At 38.5% G+C, this 18,222-nt stretch carries 17 protein-coding genes and 2 pseudogenes; 4 read left to right on the top strand and 15 right to left on the bottom strand.

Annotation, left to right across the window (positions count from 1 at the left end):
- Positions 1 to 22 precede the first annotated feature (22 nt).
- Together QFZ73_RS01940 and QFZ73_RS01945 are read left to right on the top strand one after the other, a co-directional pair.
- Positions 23 to 352: a DMT family transporter gene (locus QFZ73_RS01940; RefSeq protein ID WP_307262315.1), complete on the top strand. Its 330-nt coding sequence runs from the start codon at positions 23 to 25 to the stop codon at positions 350 to 352.
- 25 nt (positions 353 to 377) lie between these two features.
- Positions 378 to 725, top strand: coding sequence for a DMT family transporter (locus QFZ73_RS01945; protein WP_251436590.1), 348 nt, complete (start codon positions 378 to 380; stop codon positions 723 to 725).
- 223 nt (positions 726 to 948) lie between these two features.
- On the opposite strand, the gene treR is transcribed toward QFZ73_RS01945, so the two are convergent.
- The 3 genes from treR to treP all read right to left on the bottom strand — a co-directional run bounded on the left by treR (position 949) and on the right by treP (position 4,897).
- The gene (treR, locus tag QFZ73_RS01950; protein WP_251436592.1) at positions 949 to 1,662 is read right to left on the bottom strand and encodes a trehalose operon repressor; all 714 of its coding nucleotides are present in this window, start codon (positions 1,660 to 1,662) and stop codon (positions 949 to 951) included.
- Between the two features lie 31 nt (positions 1,663 to 1,693).
- On the bottom strand, positions 1,694 to 3,364 hold the full coding sequence (gene treC, locus QFZ73_RS01955; protein ID WP_307262318.1) for an alpha,alpha-phosphotrehalase: 1,671 nt from the start codon (positions 3,362 to 3,364) through the stop codon (positions 1,694 to 1,696).
- Between the two features lie 81 nt (positions 3,365 to 3,445).
- Positions 3,446 to 4,897 carry a PTS system trehalose-specific EIIBC component gene (gene treP / locus QFZ73_RS01960; RefSeq protein ID WP_307262320.1) on the bottom strand — a complete coding sequence of 484 codons (1,452 nt, stop codon included), beginning with the start codon at positions 4,895 to 4,897 and terminating at the stop codon, positions 3,446 to 3,448.
- Positions 4,898 to 5,224: 327 nt separating this feature from the next.
- On the opposite strand from treP, the gene QFZ73_RS01965 reads away from it, so the two are divergent.
- Together QFZ73_RS01965 and QFZ73_RS01970 are read left to right on the top strand one after the other, a co-directional pair.
- Positions 5,225 to 5,809 carry a CGNR zinc finger domain-containing protein gene (locus QFZ73_RS01965; protein ID WP_307262322.1) on the top strand — a complete coding sequence of 195 codons (585 nt, stop codon included), beginning with the start codon at positions 5,225 to 5,227 and terminating at the stop codon, positions 5,807 to 5,809.
- Positions 5,810 to 5,927: 118 nt separating this feature from the next.
- The gene (locus QFZ73_RS01970; RefSeq protein WP_307262324.1) at positions 5,928 to 6,482 is read left to right on the top strand and encodes an HPP family protein; all 555 of its coding nucleotides are present in this window, start codon (positions 5,928 to 5,930) and stop codon (positions 6,480 to 6,482) included.
- A gap of 246 nt (positions 6,483 to 6,728) precedes the next feature.
- Here the strand turns inward: QFZ73_RS01970 and QFZ73_RS01975 are convergent, their stop codons facing one another.
- From QFZ73_RS01975 to QFZ73_RS02025, 12 genes and pseudogenes are all read right to left on the bottom strand, one after another.
- Positions 6,729 to 7,841 carry a DNA alkylation repair protein gene (locus QFZ73_RS01975; protein WP_307262327.1) on the bottom strand — a complete coding sequence of 371 codons (1,113 nt, stop codon included), beginning with the start codon at positions 7,839 to 7,841 and terminating at the stop codon, positions 6,729 to 6,731.
- Between the two features lie 89 nt (positions 7,842 to 7,930).
- Positions 7,931 to 8,634, bottom strand: a pseudogene (locus tag QFZ73_RS01980) (YjjG family noncanonical pyrimidine nucleotidase).
- 74 nt (positions 8,635 to 8,708) lie between these two features.
- Positions 8,709 to 9,161: a DMT family transporter gene (locus QFZ73_RS01985; RefSeq protein WP_307262329.1), complete on the bottom strand. Its 453-nt coding sequence runs from the start codon at positions 9,159 to 9,161 to the stop codon at positions 8,709 to 8,711.
- A 33-nt stretch (positions 9,162 to 9,194) separates the two neighbouring features.
- Complete coding sequence (locus tag QFZ73_RS01990; protein ID WP_307262331.1) at positions 9,195 to 9,893, bottom strand: Crp/Fnr family transcriptional regulator; 699 nt, start codon at positions 9,891 to 9,893, stop codon at positions 9,195 to 9,197.
- A gap of 41 nt (positions 9,894 to 9,934) precedes the next feature.
- The gene (locus QFZ73_RS01995; protein WP_251436607.1) at positions 9,935 to 10,360 is read right to left on the bottom strand and encodes a DMT family transporter; all 426 of its coding nucleotides are present in this window, start codon (positions 10,358 to 10,360) and stop codon (positions 9,935 to 9,937) included.
- A gap of 289 nt (positions 10,361 to 10,649) precedes the next feature.
- Positions 10,650 to 11,552: an aldo/keto reductase gene (locus QFZ73_RS02000; RefSeq protein ID WP_307262334.1), complete on the bottom strand. Its 903-nt coding sequence runs from the start codon at positions 11,550 to 11,552 to the stop codon at positions 10,650 to 10,652.
- 305 nt (positions 11,553 to 11,857) lie between these two features.
- Positions 11,858 to 12,073, bottom strand: a pseudogene (locus QFZ73_RS02005) (PTS sugar transporter subunit IIA); the annotation flags it as partial.
- A gap of 537 nt (positions 12,074 to 12,610) precedes the next feature.
- Positions 12,611 to 13,123: a DoxX family protein gene (locus QFZ73_RS02010; RefSeq protein ID WP_251436613.1), complete on the bottom strand. Its 513-nt coding sequence runs from the start codon at positions 13,121 to 13,123 to the stop codon at positions 12,611 to 12,613.
- A 289-nt stretch (positions 13,124 to 13,412) separates the two neighbouring features.
- Positions 13,413 to 13,523, bottom strand: coding sequence for a hypothetical protein (locus tag QFZ73_RS28855; RefSeq protein ID WP_373458905.1), 111 nt, complete (start codon positions 13,521 to 13,523; stop codon positions 13,413 to 13,415).
- Between the two features lie 567 nt (positions 13,524 to 14,090).
- Entirely contained in the window at positions 14,091 to 15,527 is a 1,437-nt protein-coding gene (locus QFZ73_RS02015; RefSeq protein ID WP_307262338.1) for an amino acid permease, read from the bottom strand.
- A 133-nt stretch (positions 15,528 to 15,660) separates the two neighbouring features.
- Positions 15,661 to 17,115 (bottom strand): aldehyde dehydrogenase family protein, encoded by a 1,455-nt coding sequence (locus tag QFZ73_RS02020; RefSeq protein ID WP_307262340.1) that lies wholly within the window; start codon positions 17,113 to 17,115, stop codon positions 15,661 to 15,663.
- Between the two features lie 65 nt (positions 17,116 to 17,180).
- Positions 17,181 to 18,221, bottom strand: a complete 1,041-nt coding sequence (locus tag QFZ73_RS02025) for a homoserine dehydrogenase (RefSeq protein WP_307262342.1) — start codon at positions 18,219 to 18,221, stop codon at positions 17,181 to 17,183.
- Between the last annotated feature and the right edge of the window lies 1 nt (position 18,222).

Raw genomic sequence — 18,222 nt, forward strand, 5'->3', positions numbered from 1 at the left:
CAATATTAAGGAGGAGTTCATCTTGAATCCTTATGCATTTTTGGCAATAGCCATCCTAAGTGAAGTGTTTGGCAGTTCGATGTTAAAAATATCAAACGGGTTTAAAAGGTTATTCCCTTCCATTGGTGTGGTAATTGGAATGGGTTTGGCTTTTTATTGCCTGTCGTTATCATTAATAACCATACCGCTTGGAACGGCTTATGCCATTTGGTCGGGAATAGGCACAGCTTTAACAGCTTTAGTGGGGGTTATCGTTTATAAAGAAAGCTTTAACCTGAAAAAATTTTTAGGTTTGGTCCTGATCATTGGAGGAGTGGTTGTATTGAAACTCTCTAGTGGAGGCACTCATTAACAATTTAGTAATCGGAGGTAATCATATGAAAGGATACATAGCTTTAGGAATCTCAATCATAAGCGAAGTATTTGGTACGACCATGCTTAAGTTGTCAGAAGGCTTCACTCATTTATTCGCTACTTTTGGCGTCATAATAGGATTTGGAATAGCATTTTATAGCTTATCTTTCTGTCTTAAAACAATTCCGTTAAGCTTAGCATATGCGATTTGGTCAGGAATAGGCACAGCTTTAACAGCATTGATTGGTGTACTATTATGGAATGAGCCATTTAGTATCACTACATTAGGCGGATTAGTATTAATCATTGGGGGAGTGGTTTTACTAAATGCTTCCCAAACCCCCAAACAAGCAGAAGGAGGGTCAAACTAAAGTTTGACCCTCCCCCTCTCCCCGCCCGTTCAAAAATAAAATTGTCTATAAGAAAAACACGATACCTTGAACTGCATTGGATAAGGCCGCCAAGGCAGCCTTCTCTTTATGAATGGGGCAGAACTTTCAGTACTTCCATTGAATATAATTCTACAGTCATTTCCTTGAAAGCCCAATCGTTTTTACACTTATTCCTTATCCTGCCATCATATACCTTTTCCCTTCACCAAGTCCTTCGTGCAAAATCCGTGAACTTGAATTTATCGGGTCTATGCCTGGATTCGCTATATTGAAACAAGCTTCCATCAATTAAATGGACCGTACTTTTCACAACTGCCACCATATCGAAGTCTTCAATGTCCAATAATTGTTTATCTTCTTCACTGCATGGCTCCACGGTAATTTCCTTATTGGAAAAACCAATCTGGAGCCCGAGTTCCTTTTCGATATATCCATAAATCGAATCCTCACAAATTTCCTTTGTCAGGTCAGTTACGATCTCGCTTTTGAAATAGTCTTTGTCCAGTATGATTTTCTTCCCATTGATTTGCCGTACCCGGAATACTTTCCACACTTTACCATCACCAGTTAAATCTAGAAGCTTGCCCATGTTTGAGTCGGGGGTCTCAAGCTCCAACTTATGGATGATCGTTTTGGAATGTAAATTCAACTTTTCCACCATTTCTTTATAGGAAATCAACCCTGCTACAGGAAAATTAAATTTGCTGAAATCCAAGACAAAGGAACCCTTGCCTTTGATTTTATGGATATATCCATTTTGTTCAAGCAACTGTAAGGACTTTCTCACAGTATCCCTGGATATGTCATACTCTTCCATGAAGCTGCTTTCGGAAGGAAGCTTTGAATTTATCGGAAAGGTTCCTTCTTCAATTTTTGAAACGATATCACCATATAGCGATAGATATTTGCTGTTCATTTCATCACCACAATATATTTTTCTTAGTCTGCTACTCATCCTTTTTCAACAAATAGACAACCGATTCATAGGGACGAAGGATAACATCACCTGCAAGATCTTTCGAATCGATATAGTTTGAGAGCAGGAGCTCTGAGTTGTATACGGTTAGGTCTATATCTTTTGGAATTTCGAAGGACGCTTCTTTTGCATAAAAGTTATTGATGACCAAAAGTTTCTCGTCTTCATAACTGCGTACATAGGCGAACAAATGGTCATGCTCGCCAAGAATTTCCTGATAGTCCCCATATGCAATGATATCATGTTTCTTACGTAAGAATATAAGTTTTTGGTAATGATGAAAAATGGAATCCTGATCCTTCTGTGCGTGTTCAGCATTGATGATCTTAGCATTATCAGGCACCTCAATCCATGGAGTCCCCTTTGTAAAGCCTGCATGCTCCGTATTTTCCCACTGCATGGGAGTTCGCGAGTTATCACGGGATTTAGCTTGAAGGATTTCGATTATTTCCTTTTCATCCTTGCCTGCCTCTTTTAAAATATTGTAATAATTAATCGATTCCACGTCCCGATATTGTCCAATATCATTGAATTTCGGGTTGGTCATCCCTATTTCCTCCCCTTGATAAATATAAGGGGTTCCCCTAAGCATATGAATGGCTGTTGCCAGCATCTTGGCTGATTCCTTTTGATACTCTTGATCATTCCCAAACCTGGATACGATCCTCGGCTGGTCATGGTTGCACCAAAACAGGGCATTCCATCCATTTCCTTCTTGCATCCCATATTGCCAGCTGCTTAGGATCTCCTTTAACTGCCTGAAGTCAAAATCTGCAAGTGACCACTTTTCCCCATCCTTATAATCCACCTTTAGATGATGGAAACTAAATACCATGGACAGCTCGTTTTCAACTGGAGATGAATATTTGATGCAATGGTCAATGGTCGTCGATGACATTTCCCCTACAGTCATCACCTCTTCATCCTTCCCGAAAGTTTCTTCATTCATCTCTTTAAGGAATTGATGAATTTTGGGACCATCTGTATAAAAGCATCGTCCATCTCCATCTTTGTCATTTTCATAGATGTCAGGCTTCGAAATAAGATTGATGACATCCAAACGGAATCCTTTGACACCTTTATCCATCCAGAAGTTTACTATATTGAAGATTTCCTGCCTTACTCTGGGATTTTCCCAGTTAAGGTCAGCTTGTGTCCGATCGAACAAATGGAGGTAGTATTCATCATGTTCCGCTACATATTCCCATGCAGGGCCTCCGAATTTCGAAATCCAATTGGTAGGGGGCTCTCCATTTTTTGATTTCTTGAAAATATAATAGTCCTTATATTCTTTCTCTCCAGCCAATGCTTTTTGGAACCATTCATGCTCTGTTGATGTATGGTTGAACACCATATCCAGCATGATTTGGATATCCCGCGAATTAGCTTCCTTCACCAATCTTTCGAAATCATCCATCGTCCCAAAAACAGGATCAATGGATGTATAATCCGCTACATCATATCCATTATCATTTTGAGGTGAACGATAAAAAGGGGTCAGCCAAATATAATCCACTCCCAGTTTATTCAGATAATCAAGTTTATCTATAACTCCATTTATGTCCCCGATGCCGTCACCGTTCGAGTCCTTAAATGACTTCGGATAAATTTGATAGATGGCACTTTTTTTAAAATCCTTCATTGTAATTCCTCCTCTGCTTTCCCTGATGCATCTTTTGCCAGTATGGTAAAAAAGAGGGAGAATGCTTCTCCCTCCACATTATTAAGCATTTAATTTCGTTGTTTTCGTTCTAGTTTTCAAGTTCATTTTAGGACGCTTGGAGAATGCTATAGTCAAAATGAATGGCACAACGAAAGCAACCAGCATCGCGAGTGCAAACATTCCCATATGCTGTGGCTGAATGGATAGGATACCTGGGATCCCTCCAACACCAATGGAATTTGCCATTACTCCAGATCCGACTGAAACGATGCCTGCGAAAAGTGAACCGATCATACCGGCTAAGAACGGAAAGCCGTATTTCAGGTTAATCCCGAACATGGCTGGCTCGGTTACACCGAGATAACATGAAATCGTAGCGGGTATGGAAACTTGTCTTTCCTCCTGGTCCTTTCTGTTGATGTAAATCATTGCTAGCACTGCTGTACCTTGTGCAATATTGGATAATGCGATCATCGGCCATAGGTTCGTACCGCCAAGTTCACTCATAAGCTGAAGATCGATTGCGTTTGTCATGTGATGCAGGCCTGTTATGACAAGCGGTGCATAGGCAAAGCCGAAAACGGCAGCAAATAACCAGCCAACTGATGAAGTCAATCCGGAATATACAACCGTAGAAATGACAGAACCGATTTTCCAGCCTAAAGGCCCCAGAATGGTATGGGCAATGATTACAGTTGGAAGTAAAGCGAAAAATGGAACGACGATCATGGAAATGGAATTATGCACTTTATCTCTCAAGAACCGTTCTAAATAAGCCAAGACGAACCCTGCAAGTATCGCTGGGATGACTTGAGCCTGGTAGCCGATCATATCGACCTGGGCAAAACCGAAATCCCAAAAAGGTATGTCACTTGCCTTTGTGTTTGCCACTGCATATGCATTAAGAAGTTGTGGGGAAACCAGGGTCAAACCAAGGACGATTCCGAGAATTTGAGTCGTGCCCATTTTCTTCGAGATCGACCATGTAATCCCAACAGGAAGAAAATGAAAAATAGCTTCACCTATCAGCCAAAGGAAGGCGTGGACCCCTGCCCAAAATTGTGAAATATCCACAAGGGTCTTTGTGCCATCATCGAACATTTTAATATCGCCAATGATATTGCGGAATCCAAGAATGAGACCTCCAACGACTATGGCAGGAATCAGTGGGGTGAATATATCAGCTAGATGTGCAATCATACGCTGCAGCCAGCTCATATTCTGTTTAGCCGCTTTTTTCACATCTTCTTTTGACGCTTCCTGAAGTCCAGCTATGGAAACGAATTCATTATAAAACGATGATACTTCGTTCCCGATTATGACCTGGAACTGGCCAGCTTGTGTAAAGGTTCCTTTTACAAGCTTAATCGATTCGATATTCGTTACATCCGCCTTGGCGGGATCTTTCAAAGCAAAACGCATCCTTGTCGCACAATGCGTAACCGTCGCAATATTTTCCTTCCCTCCGACATGTTGAAGCAAATCCGTTGCTGGTTCTGTGTATTTACCCATTTCACTACTTCCTTTCCCTAGAAAGCAAAATATAGTTGTTTTTATAACCTGTACGTATAGGTTCTGTATACGCTTTCATATTATCCTGTACGTACAGGTTCTGTCAAGAACTTTTTCCTTCACTTTAAAAGGATTGATTTTCATGTACTTTCATTTACTATTCAATTATTGCTAATATGGATGTTTGATAACACGATTCATGTTATCCCGTAATTTCTCAAGAAAGACGAGTAGCTGAAAAATTCCGAAATAAGGTATAATGATGATATAACCTCTCAATTAACATTTTATTGGTTAGAATTTAACAGGGAAATGGGGGATGAATTCATGTCTGAAACTAATAAATTTCCACTTATATCAAGTAATCTTTCTCTGGATTTAGTGAATACGGAACTAGTCAGTCGTGGTCAGCGCCAAGACTTATTACTATCAGGACGGGATGTGCTGGACTGGATTTCTGTAATAAAAAGAAAAAACTCATTTTGGGATAATCAGCTATCCTTAAAAATTAAAGAGAGAATTCAACAGGTATTTATAGGCCTTCTAGAAATGCGTACTATTTTAAGAAAACAATTTGAGTTAATAGCAGATGGGAATCAGATTCCTGATGAGTTTATCGCTTTTTTAGAAAACAAAATCCAAAAATCACCTTTCACTTATAAATTAATGGATCAAAAACTGGTTCCCATACCTATTGGAGAAGCGGAAGATATCCTGCTATCTTATATTGCTTTTGACTTTTTAACTTTAATTGAAGAAAATAAGCTGTCCTCACTAAAGCGGTGCTCGAATGATGATTGCGTCCTTTTATTTATCGATGAAAGTGGAAGACGCAAGTGGTGTTCAATGAAAATATGCGGGAATAGAAAAAAGGTAGCCCGATTTCAGCACCGGAAATCCGATGATGAATGAAGACCCAACTTATAAAAGTTGGTTTTTTTGTGGTTTTTTAAACTAACCTATAAAAATGTTTTTGACAGGTTAGTTTATTTCGTGTAAAGTCTAAATATATAAAAAAGGAGGGGGAATATTGGACCCTATATCAGTAGCAAGGCCTAAAGAAAAACACTTTTTTCATATTCGTTATTTATCTAAAATGAAGGGAAAAGGAAGAAGTCCTTTACAGATAAATGTAAAAGACGCAATAACCGGGCTAATCGGTGGATTTTTAACTATTTTCGCTTTAATTCTTTTAACAAAAATGACATCTGCAGTGTGGTTAATGGCTCCATTTGGTGCCAGTTGCGTACTGGCGTTCGGGCTATGGAATGCGCCGTTATCACAGCCACGGAATATTATTGGCGGCCATTTCGTTTCAACATTCGTAGGTTTAGCTTCCTATCATTTTTTTGGCGATGAGCCTTGGGCAATCGGCTTGGCTGTCGGATTAGCAATTGCCGTGATGATGCTGACAAAAACGACGCATCCACCAGCAGGTGCAGACCCGCTTGTAGTTATGCTTGGCCAGTATAGCTGGAGTTATTTATTTACGCCTGTTTTAACTGGTGCTGCCGTAATCGTTTTACTGGCATTGTTAATTAATAATTTGCGCAGCAATCGGAGCTATCCAACTTTTTGGATTTGATGTAAATAGAAGTATAAGCCTTTTGATGCGATAAACGATTTAACGAAGTGTATTCAAAATCGGATAAAAATGAATAATCTGCACTTATATCTAAATAACAAAAAGAGGAGCTAGGGTTCTCCTCTCAGAATGTAGACAAACTCGATAATAATTGAGTTTGTCTACATTTTTTTTTGATTTAAAATAGAAGTATTAAAACCCTTCCGTTAACAACTGTTCTGTTCATTCGATATTATGAATAATCATTTAAGTTTCAGCGTTTAGTTTTACATGAGTTTCTGCAACTTCCACTCCGTTTACGAGAAGGGATATTCGATGGGTTCCCATGTAATGACGACGTGTGGTCAAATCCTTCCAATTGTGGATTCTCACTCTCTTGACTCTTTCTCCATCCGTGAAATTCCTATCTGCCAGTAGGAATATTTTGCGAGAAGTTTTCTTATTGGCTTTTACAAAATCGATGGCGTACTCAATACGAAGTTTCGCTGTATTCTTCGCGTGCAATTGAAGCCCGAAATGAAGTTCACTGGTTTCCCCAATAAAAATCGAGTCTGGTTCATTTCTAATAAATGCGTTTTTAATGAAATTAGGATTGTTCAATACATCCGTGTAACCAAATAATGAAAGGACTTCTGGATCTGCTTGACGAACAAGGGTCCGGCATCCCCGTCGGACAATCCAAATCGTTTGGGGGTTTCCACTTTCATGCCAACGCTTGGCAGTCTCTATGACGGCATTTGGATGATCTCTCGCAATATCATTCAAATTATTTGCCACACTTTTGCGTACATATAGGGACGGATCGCTTTTCAGGTTCTCAAGTAATTCCAATACAGGTGTCGGATCGGATTTGAACATCGGTAATGCTTGTCCCCAAGGTAACCTGGGCCGGCACCCCTCACTAGCCAGCCTACGGACATGTTCATCATCATGTTCGGTCCATTCCTTCACCTTCTCGATCATTAAAACGGGATCAAGCAAGATAAAAGCACGGATGGCAAATTCGGAGGATGACCTTGCAGTGAAACGCTCCAACGCACCTAGCGATAACGGCCAATCTTTCTTATTCAATCCATGTACCTCGACAAAATCCGGGAAAAATAAATATCTGAAACCTTCACAATCCTTATCAAGTCGATACAAAATACCCAAAGCATCTTGATATTCACTAGGAAGATGCTTGCCAAGAGTAATGGAAATATGTCTAATTCGTTCTTTTAACTTCCTCTCGTCCCAATGCTCATCAATCACTTCCTCTACAAACGATTCAGTAGAGAAGGACGGATGGACCCCTCTTACTTTTTCACCGAATTCACGAATGAACGTTTCATTATATAAATCCTTTAAGGGCTCAGCCATTTATTTCACATCTTTTCTTCAGGGTATACTTGCTTATTTAGCCATTCTTTATCGTCTATGTACTGATCGCAAATACAATGAAATAGCAACTAGCTTTTGCAACTCAAGTCACATGCTTTGTTGATTATGGAATATAGATCACTAAGCTGCTTTATTTCGTAGGTTGGCTCTATTCCCGTTTCATTCTGCTTCTGTTGAGGATTAAACCAGCAGGTATCCATGCCGGCAAGTTGTCCTCCCCTTATGTCTGCACTTAATGAGTCCCCGATTATCAACCCTTGATCCGGTTTAAAATCAGGAATACAGGCAAATACGTAATCAAAGAACTCTTTCATCGGCTTTTGATATCCAGTATCCTCTGAAATGAAAACTTGTTTAAAATATGCACGCAAGCCTGAATCCCGCAAGCGTTTATCTTGGGTCCTGGAGACCCCATTTGACACAATATATAAATCATAGTGCAGCTCTAAATTCGCTACCAATTCATGTGCCCCATTAACCTCCTGGGTCGCTTGTTCCAAGTAACTACGTCCAGTGCAACCCCGTCCACCGCCCGGCCATATTCTTTAAAAAAAGTTAAAAAACGCGTATTGATTACCTCATCCCGCGATATTTCCCCCTTTTCAAATGACTTCCACAGGTTTTGGTTGATTGTTTTATAATGCGCCTCCGCTTGCGGTGTATACAACACTTGTTTCTCCACGAGAAGTAAGCGCAGTGCATCACTTTCAGCCTTCCGAAAATCTAAAAGTGTATCATCTATATCAAAAAATAAAGCTTTGTATCTGTTCATGTGTATCACTCCATTCAATGTTTCCGTCCTACTTTGAATAACTCGTGACCAAACCATAGTCTTTCTAGGTCATTTCAAGAGGCCGTTTTCCTTTTCCCTCCTATTTTGAATATTATCATCCCAGCAATGATAAACAGGACACTCGCCAACTGCTTGAATGTAAAGGGAACCTTCTCCAGCCCCAACAAACCCATAGAATCCCAAGCTAGAGCAAATACAAGCTGTGCCGACATCACGATTGAAATGGCGAAGGTAGGTCCCAGCAGCTTAACTCCCTGTGTCACACATATGACCACGCCTATGCCAACCAACCCGCTGAGCCAATACCAGGGCTTCATATTATGCAGTTGAAAAAGCTCCATTCCCTCAAATGCGAACCCACTTAAAAACGAGGCAAGAAAGCCCAACCCTAATACAAGTGTAGTCGTTGACCATGGATTGACATGTTCATTTACTTTACAATTGAAAACGTTTTGTAAACTGACCATTGAACCCGCGAGGATTGCCCAACTTAATCCAAGTAACATCGTAACGCGCCTCCTCCAAATCATATAAACTATCTACTCATAGATATTATGGCTTGACAGTGCCTTTAACCCTTCCCAGTCTTTAACTTGGATGAATCCAGCGGAACGATCAATCAAACCGTCCCTACAAAGCTGCAGGATGACTCGATTCAGGTGCCTGTAACTTGTCCCAATAAAGTTTGCGGTATCCTTCAAGCTATCTGTATTCAACCGTCCAGTGATTTGGGCATTTGTTTCATCGAACGAAACAGATAGGAGGTAACTTGCAAGCCTTACTTCAACTGGATGCATTAAATTGAAACTAAGTGACTTGGATTTAACATAAAACTTCTGGGTGATGACCCTTAGTAAAAATTGGAGGAAGGCCGGTTGACCTTCGGCATACTTTTTTAACCATTGATGATGGATGCCGATTACATAGACATCCGATACCGCTTCAACAGTATTAATGATATCGATTCCCTGTATGTATTCAATATCACCAATTACTTCGAGAGGGGTCTTGAATGACAGAATCAGATTCTTGCCTTCGGCTGATGTCGTATACACTTTAACTTTTCCCTTAACCAGCACGTACAAATAATTCACGCGATCGCCTTGGGAGCAAATGCATTCACCTGACTCAACCTGGTAGAGAGATAGATAGGGCATCAAGGCTCCGTTAAAAATGTTTTCCAACTGATGGACTTTCAAATAGTGATTGAGATTTTCCGAATCCATTATTTCTTTCATCGTTAAGATTCACTTCCTGCCTATTCCTTATATCCTTACAATTATAACGCTAATAAAATGATTCCTGCCATCATCAAGCCAAGCCCAATGAACTGTGGTAGTTGCATCTTCTGTTTCGTTACCCCAAACCACCCTTTGCTATCAATGACAAAGCTAAGACTTAGCTGAGCAAGCAATAAAGCTGATACCGAAAACGTCACTCCGATCTGTTTATAAGCGGTAATATTACTGAAAATTATCACCGCAGCAAAGGTGCCACCTGACAAATACAATGGTTTTACTTTTTTTAATTCAAGAGAATCCCCTTTACGTATCATAATTAATATCAACCCGGCGATGATGAAACCAGTGAACTGTGTGATTGTTGCGACTTGCCACGTGCTAAGGTCCCGGCTAATCTGGGAATTGGCTACACCTTGCAACGTTAGAAAGGCTCCGCCTAAAAATGATAAGAAAATCCCTTTCACTGTGTCTCCCCCTTCCTTCTTTCCATTATTAAATAACAGATAAAAGATACCGGAAAGGACATATGTCCCGCTGTTCGACTACAGGATTCATAGTTGGAATGGAAGATTTTTTTGGGAAATAACAAAAAATTCTCTGCCAATATCAATCTTTAATAAGCAAAGGCCATTAATCAATCAGTGGCCTAGCTTGTTTACATTAACTTGAATAATCCCCAATTATTTCTTCACGCAAAAAAGAATGGGACCCCCTATTGGAAGTTCCATTCTTTGCGTTCAAAGGTAAGGATCATTACGGGATATCATGTCCCATCGAGCTGGTTAAAATATTAAACCATTGTTCTTTTTCCATGCTTAGGTTTAGTGAATCAATGGCGCTGTCCAGTCGTTCTTTCTTACCGGATCCAACGATCGGAATGATTTTTGCAGGATGTCTCAACAGCCATGCATACAATACTTCATCCATTCCGTTAGCACCGATTTCTTCTTTCACGATTTCTAACGTTTTTCTTAAGCGAACAGCCTTTTCATTCGACTCCTCAAAGATGCTTCCTCCTGCAAGCGGTGACCACGCCATCGGCGCCACGCCCTTTTCCTGACATAAGTTCATGGTTCCATCTTCGAAGTTTTCAAGATTGTATGCTGAAAGTTCCAGTTGATTCGTCACAAGCGGATATTCAAGATAAGATTGAAGCATATCCCATTGCGGTTTCTTGAAGTTCGATACGCCAAAGTTACGGACCTTTCCTGATTCTTTTAATTGATTAAACGCCTCAGCCGTTTCCGCCGGGTCCATCAGGGGATCTGGACGATGAATAAGTAACAGATCAATATAATCCGTTTTAAGGCTCATAAGAGATTGTTCGACAGACTTTATAATATGGGTTTTACTAGTGTTGTAATGGTGACTTTTATGAAATGGACGGTTTTCTGATTGGAGCACTATGCCACATTTCGTAACGATCTCCATTTTATCTCGTAAAGATGGCTTTAATGAAAGTGCGTTCCCAAAAATCTCCTCACATGTATAGCTGCCATATATATCGGCGTGATCATATGTAGTTACGCCCCGATCCATTCCGTGTTCAATAAGAGATAGGATTTCCTCGGTAGAAAATCTCCAATCTGCCAATCTCCACATACCGTGCACAATGCGTGAAAGACTAAAATCTTCAGTTAGATTGACTCTTTGCATGTTTTTCTCTCCTTTTATATCACGATTGATCTTGCTAATAAGGTGTTTGGTATGGCTTACCTATGTGCTGCATTTTTCATGATTATCCTTCATGAACATATTGGTTAATCTGTGTAGCTACTGCCATGAACCTTAGTATAATTTAAATTTTCGGAGAATCCTAATCTTGAGTGACCCTTTCATTCCATATTTCTTTAGCTTAGGTTCATGAACCTAAGCTAAGTAAATATATCGCCGCCTTCTCGTGCAAGTTCACACGTTATGTCCATAAGAAATAGGCTGCCGTAGCAACCTCCTGAATATTGTTAGTTCCTTTGTGTTTTCTCATGTAATTCCACTATTTCAATCGCTAAATCTTTTGTTGTCATGGAAGTCATCAAGTGATCTTGAGCATGAATTAGGAGCATTGGAATTTCGAATTTCTCACCGTTCACTTCTTGTTGAATCAATGAGGTTTGGATTTTATGTGCAGCAACAAACTCATGTTCCGCTTCCTTTAATTTATCCTGGGCATCGCTTGATTTTCCTTGTTTTTACATGGCGATGGCTTCCATATTTTTATTGAAAATATGGATAGTGTTACAAACTTTGAAATCAATGAATACATAGTGCAGTTATATAACCGCTGCTGATAAAAGAGGTGTAAATCCTTCTCGTGGCTCCCCCTAGAACACTAAAAAAACAGGGAATTGATCACTGTCAATTTCCTGTTTTCTTTTTTGAAATCTTTTTTCACATTTTTTTAGACTTTCCCTTTCGCAAGTCCTTCTTCTCTACTAATTTTTCAAAACAATTGACATTTATTTAAGGGGCATTTCACTGGAACCGACGACGATCTTTATCTCCACAAGCTCTCCAGAGCTAGCCAAAAAAGTAGGTTTTGTTCAAAGGACGAGCAAGTTACCAAGCTAAAGATTTAATAGCCTTGTTTGGTGGTGAAACCTACCATTTTGATATGTTTGCCTATTAATTCTATTACTTTCCATAGTGGCCCCTCAATCTGTGAATCGTTTCTGTACCCCTTATATGTTGTAGAGTTATGATTAGATAACTTACTCCTAAGCACTGTGCATAGTGACTTCTTGTTCCTTTTTTCTTAAAACTTGTTTTCTTAAGAATGGGATTATCCAACGATCTAAACCTATTCTCCCTGCATTAAAGCCTGCAACAAGGATAAATATTTCAATTAAAAGCATTTGTGGGTTTGTACTCGTTGCTCCAGAGAACATGTAGGAGAAGTTCATTAGTACTCCCATTAATACAGCAAAAGTTGTAAAAGTGCCTAAAAGTAGTCCAATTCCGACTAAAAATTCACCCCAAGGAATTAGAATATTGAATATTCCCACATTTGGTAATGCGAAAATACCTAGAAATTCAGCCCACCAAGATTGAACAGAAGGATGTTCACCAGTTACTTTCCCTATTGCACCTGTAATGAACCCAGATGCATCAAAATTCCCACTAGTTATTTTACTCAACCCTGCATTCAACCACTGCCAACCTATAAATATACGAAGTATCGTTAGCATAAATGACGCGTAAACATTTTCTCTTATAAACTTAACAAACAATATAAAATCCTCCTTTTAAATAGGTAGTCATCACTGGTTAACAAAATTTCACAACTGGCTTTTAAATAGTCTAGGTCACCTATATCCCAAAAAAAAGGATCATATAGAAAAAGTTTCATTTTTCAACAAGCGCCCTTGATAAAAACACTCTTTGTTTTGGCCTCTTGAAAATTCTCCATACCAACCCTTTGCAAACCTTTAAGTGCCCATTCCTTTTCTTTTTTTTTGATTAACATAGATTGGGATACGGTCCGAGTAATACAGTATCCAAAACAGTAATTGGTAAATCTCAGTCAATATTGCTTCTTCGCGGGATATATGCAACAGATTTCCTTAGTTTGTTAAAAATTTTTCCATATATTTGAATATTACCTTTATCTTTCGGGAGTAAGTTTAACAAAGCTTCTAATAATGTTGATTTCCCTGCTCCATTAAACCTATAACCCCAACCAATTTACCTTGATCAATTGAAAGCTTACGTTTTTTACCGCTACACTACCATGGTAGGATTCAAACAAACTGTTAATGGTAAGTGCGGAATTCATTACAAACATCTCCTTCGCAAATAATATTTTTTCATGAAATAACAATGTTTATCAAAGGCAACATTTAAACAAAAAATAAAGTGGTTATCTACCACACTTCACTTTAACCACATTATATGCACTTATATAAAAAACTTGCCTCAAGGAAAAATTTTAGCTTAAAGGTAAAATTTTGTCAATTAAAATGGAGCGATTACTGCCCTTATCCCGAGATGGTTGGGTTTACATTTTCTTAAAAAATCAATTGGCATATCTCCTTGTTGTTTAACACCTTTAGAACGATATTGAAGCCAAAAAAGCGTATTATATACGCTTTTTTGGCTCTGGATCCCCTTATTTTAAGCTTAAAAGCAATTCCATTAAGAAATCTTATAGTCTTTTTCAAGATCCTGTAAGCCTTCTCATTTTCACAAAAAATCTCTTTACTTAATATTCCTAATATAATCATCCGATTCATTTTGAGAATTTATCTGATTCTTATTTCCTCGATTTTTCATATAGTAGAAGAGATAGCATAAAATAATAAAAGGTACTCCACAATACAGAGCAATTCTTTGGCTCGCATCAAAAGCAAGACCAATACAAGAAGCAAGACACAAGACACAAGCAACAATGGGTACAAAAGGATAAAGTGGTGTACGGAATTTTAAATTTTTAATATCTCCACCCATTTTCAAAAAATGTTTACGGAACATATATTGTGATAAAACAATCCCTATCCAAACTACTACTACTGCAAATCCTGATATAGCCACAAGTACTACATAAACTGTATCAGGTGCAAATACACTAGATAATAGAGATAAACAAGCTACTGCCATACTTACAGATAAAGCATTCAATGGTACTCCATTTGATGTTACCTTTCCAAAGAATGAACTTATCATTTTTTCATTTGAAAGAGACCATAACATACGAGTAGATGCATATAGACCAGAGTTTGCTACTGAGAGTAAAGCTGTAATAATAACAAAGTTCATAATATCTGCTGCATAAGGAATTCCAATGTTGTCAAAAACCATCACAAATGGACTTTCAATGACTCCTGCTTCTTTCCAAGAGATTAACCCAGATAACACAAAAATTGCACCAACAAAGAAAAACATTGTTCGCCAAATTACATTTCTAATAGATCTAGGAACGTCTTTTTCTGGATTTTCACTTTCTCCAGCAGCAATGCCAATAAGTTCTGTTCCTGAAAAGGCAAAATTAACGGAAATCATAGCCATAAAAATTGGAAGCAGGCCATTTGGGAAAAGACCTCCATCTACAGTGAAATTAGAAAGCATGGGGGCAGAGGCTCTATCATCCATTGGAATAAATCCAAGCATTGCAGATCCTCCAAGCACAATAAATAAGATAATAGTAATTATTTTGATACCTGAAAACCAAAATTCGGTTTCTGCAAATATTTTTACTGAAAAGGAATTAAGTAAAAAAATTAGAATCGCAAAGACGGCGCTCCACATCCAAACAGAAGTGTGAGGAAACCACCTCTGCATTAATAGTCCAGAGGCAGTAAATTCGGAACCTACCGTTACCACCCAAGTAAGCCAGTACATTAAACCAATAGTAAATCCAGTAGCAGGACCGATATATTTGGTAGCGTAAGTTTGAAATGAACCTGTTACTGGCATAGCAACAGTTAGTTCGCCCAGGCATAACATGACAAGGTACATGATTAATCCGCCTACTAAGTAAGCGAGAATCGTACCTCCTGGTCCAGCTTGGCTAATTGTATATCCACTGCTCAGAAAAAGACCCGTTCCAATTACACCACCTAGCGAAATCATGAATAAATGCCTACTTTTCATTGAACGTTTCAACTGGTTTTCATTGGTATTATTTGTGTTTGGCATCTAGTCTCCTCCTCGTTATTACTCTCTGCAAGTACTTATTTTAATAGACAACAATATACAAAGTTTATATTTTTACAGAAAAGTCAGAATCTTTAACTTAAAGACTGACCTGGACAGGTCAGCCCTTATGTTATCATATTGTTTTATTATTAACTTTAAAACAAACAACTTTTGGTTCAGTCATTTCTTGAAGCGCAAACTTAATTCCTTCACGACCTAAACCAGAACCTTTTACACCTCCGAAAGGCATCGCATCAATGCGATAATCTGAGCTATCATTTACCATAACTCCACCTACATCAAGTTTACGTATGGCTCTCAATGCCTTATCTAAATCACGAGTGAATATACCTGCTTGCAATCCGAAATCTACACTATTAGATTGGGAAATAGCTGTATCGAGATCAGGGACATTATAAATGGTAACAACTGGGCCAAAAACCTCTTCAGTTGCCAATTTACAATCTTCTGGTACATTAACTAAAACAGTAGGTTGATAAAAAGAGCCATCACGTTTTCCACCACAAAGCAACTTTGCACCTTTCTCAACAGCTTCATTTACCCAACTTTCAACACGTTTTGCTTCTATTTCGGAGATCATTGGTCCCATATCTGTTTCTTCTAATAATTTATCACCTACTCGATATTGTTGAGTACGATCAATAAATTTACCAATAAAGTCATGATAAATACCTTCTTGAACATATATTCTCTGTACCCCTAAGCAATTTTGTCCTGCTGCCCAAAAGGCTCCAGAAACAGTTGATTTCACAGCTTCTTCTAAATCAGCATCTTTCAATACAATAACTGGTGAGTTTGATCCAAGCTCCATACATATCTTTTTCAAGCCTGCTTTTTGAATAATTGCTTTGCCAGTGGCAAGACCTCCTGTAAAAGAAATCATTCGTATAGCTGAATGAGTAATTAGACTATCACCCATGTCACTTGGATAACCGGTAATGACGGATAAAACTTTCGGTGGCAAGCCGGCTTTTTCAAAAGCTTCTGCCAATAAGAGAGCACTTAATGGTGTTACTGTTGCTGGTTTTACAATAATAGCGTTCCCAGCAGCAATAGCAGGACCCACTTTATGTGCAACAAGATTTAATGGATCGTTAAAAGGTGTTATAGCTACAATAATTCCAATAGGAAAACGATAATAGTAACCTATGCGATCTTCGCTTCCTGGCATTTGATCAAACGAAATGGTTTCTCCATTAATTCTCCTTGCTTCTTCAGCACTTATACGAAGTGTTTCAATACAACGTAGTACTTCTTTTCTTGCTTCTTTAATTGTTTTACTTCCCTCACGAGCAATAGTAGTTGCATATCTTTCCTTATTTTCAAAGATCCAGTCCGCAGCACGATGAAGAATAGCAATTCTTTCATGTGTTGACATATCTGCTGCTATTTTTACTCCTTTTTTTGCTTCTTCAATAGTATAAATGACGTCTCTTTCATTAGCAGCAGGAACTGTTGTGATTAAACTATGATCCTGTGGATCCAAGACTTCAATGCTTTTATCACGAGATACCCATTCCCCAGCAAGAAACATCTTATTTTTATTTATTAAATTGTCAGTAAACATCATACAAAATCACCTCATGATAAGTAATTTTTAACTTATAGCTTTAAGAATGAAACGAATTATAATTATAATTGATCACGGTTAATGTTGATTAAATCAATAAGAATCGAGAATCCTGTTTCTTTACGTCCAGCTCCCGCTCCAATTAAGGTAATTGGGCCAGCTAAATCACAATCATAAGTAATTGCATTTTGTGCACCTAAAACTCCAGCTAGAGGATCTGTAAGTGGTATAGCTTCAGGTCCTACCTTTGCAATGACTTTATCGCCATCCTTTATACATTTAGCAATTAACTTCCATCTCTTACCTTCTGATTTTGCCCACTCAATGTCCTTTTCCGTAAGATGACTAATCCCTTCACATTCTACTTCTTCTCGTTTCATTGGAATACCCATTACAATGTTAGCAAGAATGGTAGCTTTATATTGAGCATCATATCCCTCAACGTCGCTAGTAGGATCTGCCTCTGCATAACCAAGAGCTTGTGCCTCTGACAATGCATCGTGATAACTCAATCCTTCTTCCATTTTAGTTAGGATATAATTAGTTGTTCCATTCAAAATCCCTCGTATTTCAAAAATGCTATTCCCTGCCAATGAACTCAGTGGCATTCTTAATGCTGGGGTTCCACTCATAACTGTTCCTTCAAAGCCCCAACGAACATCATTTTTTTTTGCTAATTCAGCTAACTCTTGATAAGCTAGAGAAACCGGACCTTTATTACTCATTACTACGTTCTTTTTGCTTTCAAATGCTGCTTTACAATGATCAATGGCAGGTTGTCCTGTTTTTACATCAGTAAAGGTAATTTCAACAACAGTGTCTGCATTACTCTCACGTATTGTTTGAAAACTATCCCACCCTCTTACCAAGCTAGGGGTCTCAGGGTAACTATCTAATTTTCCTGTTTCCTTTACAGCTTGTAAAGCTAAAGAAAGATCCAACCCCTTAGGATCATAAAGGGAACCTTTCATAACATCAGAAATAGCAACGATTTTTGCATCAAAGTTAAACCCACTACGTAGTGACTCACTTTTATCTTGTAAAATTTCAGCTAACCCTTGACCAACTACACCAAATCCAAGTAATGCTATCTTATGTGTCATA

It is taken from the genome of Peribacillus sp. V2I11 (assembly GCF_030817135.1).
Lineage (GTDB): Bacteria > Bacillota > Bacilli > Bacillales > DSM-1321 > Peribacillus > Peribacillus simplex.

What these genes read in the sequence shown, in the direction of transcription:
- QFZ73_RS01975 (WP_307262327.1), bottom strand. Translation starts at nt 7,841, where the DNA reads ATGGCTGAGCCCTTAAAGGATTTATATAATGAAACGTTCATTCGTGAA.
- QFZ73_RS01985 (WP_307262329.1), bottom strand. Translation starts at nt 9,161, where the DNA reads ATGTTACTTGGATTAAGTTGGGCAATCCTCGCGGGTTCAATGGTCAGT.
- QFZ73_RS02025 (WP_307262342.1), bottom strand. Translation starts at nt 18,221, where the DNA reads ATGACACATAAGATAGCATTACTTGGATTTGGTGTAGTTGGTCAAGGG.
- QFZ73_RS01945 (WP_251436590.1), top strand. Translation starts at nt 378, where the DNA reads ATGAAAGGATACATAGCTTTAGGAATCTCAATCATAAGCGAAGTATTT.
- treC (WP_307262318.1), bottom strand. Translation starts at nt 3,364, where the DNA reads ATGAAGGATTTTAAAAAAAGTGCCATCTATCAAATTTATCCGAAGTCA.
- QFZ73_RS01990 (WP_307262331.1), bottom strand. Translation starts at nt 9,893, where the DNA reads ATGAAAGAAATAATGGATTCGGAAAATCTCAATCACTATTTGAAAGTC.
- treP (WP_307262320.1), bottom strand. Translation starts at nt 4,897, where the DNA reads ATGGGTAAATACACAGAACCAGCAACGGATTTGCTTCAACATGTCGGA.
- treR (WP_251436592.1), bottom strand. Translation starts at nt 1,662, where the DNA reads ATGAACAGCAAATATCTATCGCTATATGGTGATATCGTTTCAAAAATT.
- QFZ73_RS02000 (WP_307262334.1), bottom strand. Translation starts at nt 11,552, where the DNA reads ATGCAAAGAGTCAATCTAACTGAAGATTTTAGTCTTTCACGCATTGTG.
- QFZ73_RS02015 (WP_307262338.1), bottom strand. Translation starts at nt 15,527, where the DNA reads ATGCCAAACACAAATAATACCAATGAAAACCAGTTGAAACGTTCAATG.
- QFZ73_RS01965 (WP_307262322.1), top strand. Translation starts at nt 5,225, where the DNA reads ATGTCTGAAACTAATAAATTTCCACTTATATCAAGTAATCTTTCTCTG.
- QFZ73_RS02020 (WP_307262340.1), bottom strand. Translation starts at nt 17,115, where the DNA reads ATGTTTACTGACAATTTAATAAATAAAAATAAGATGTTTCTTGCTGGG.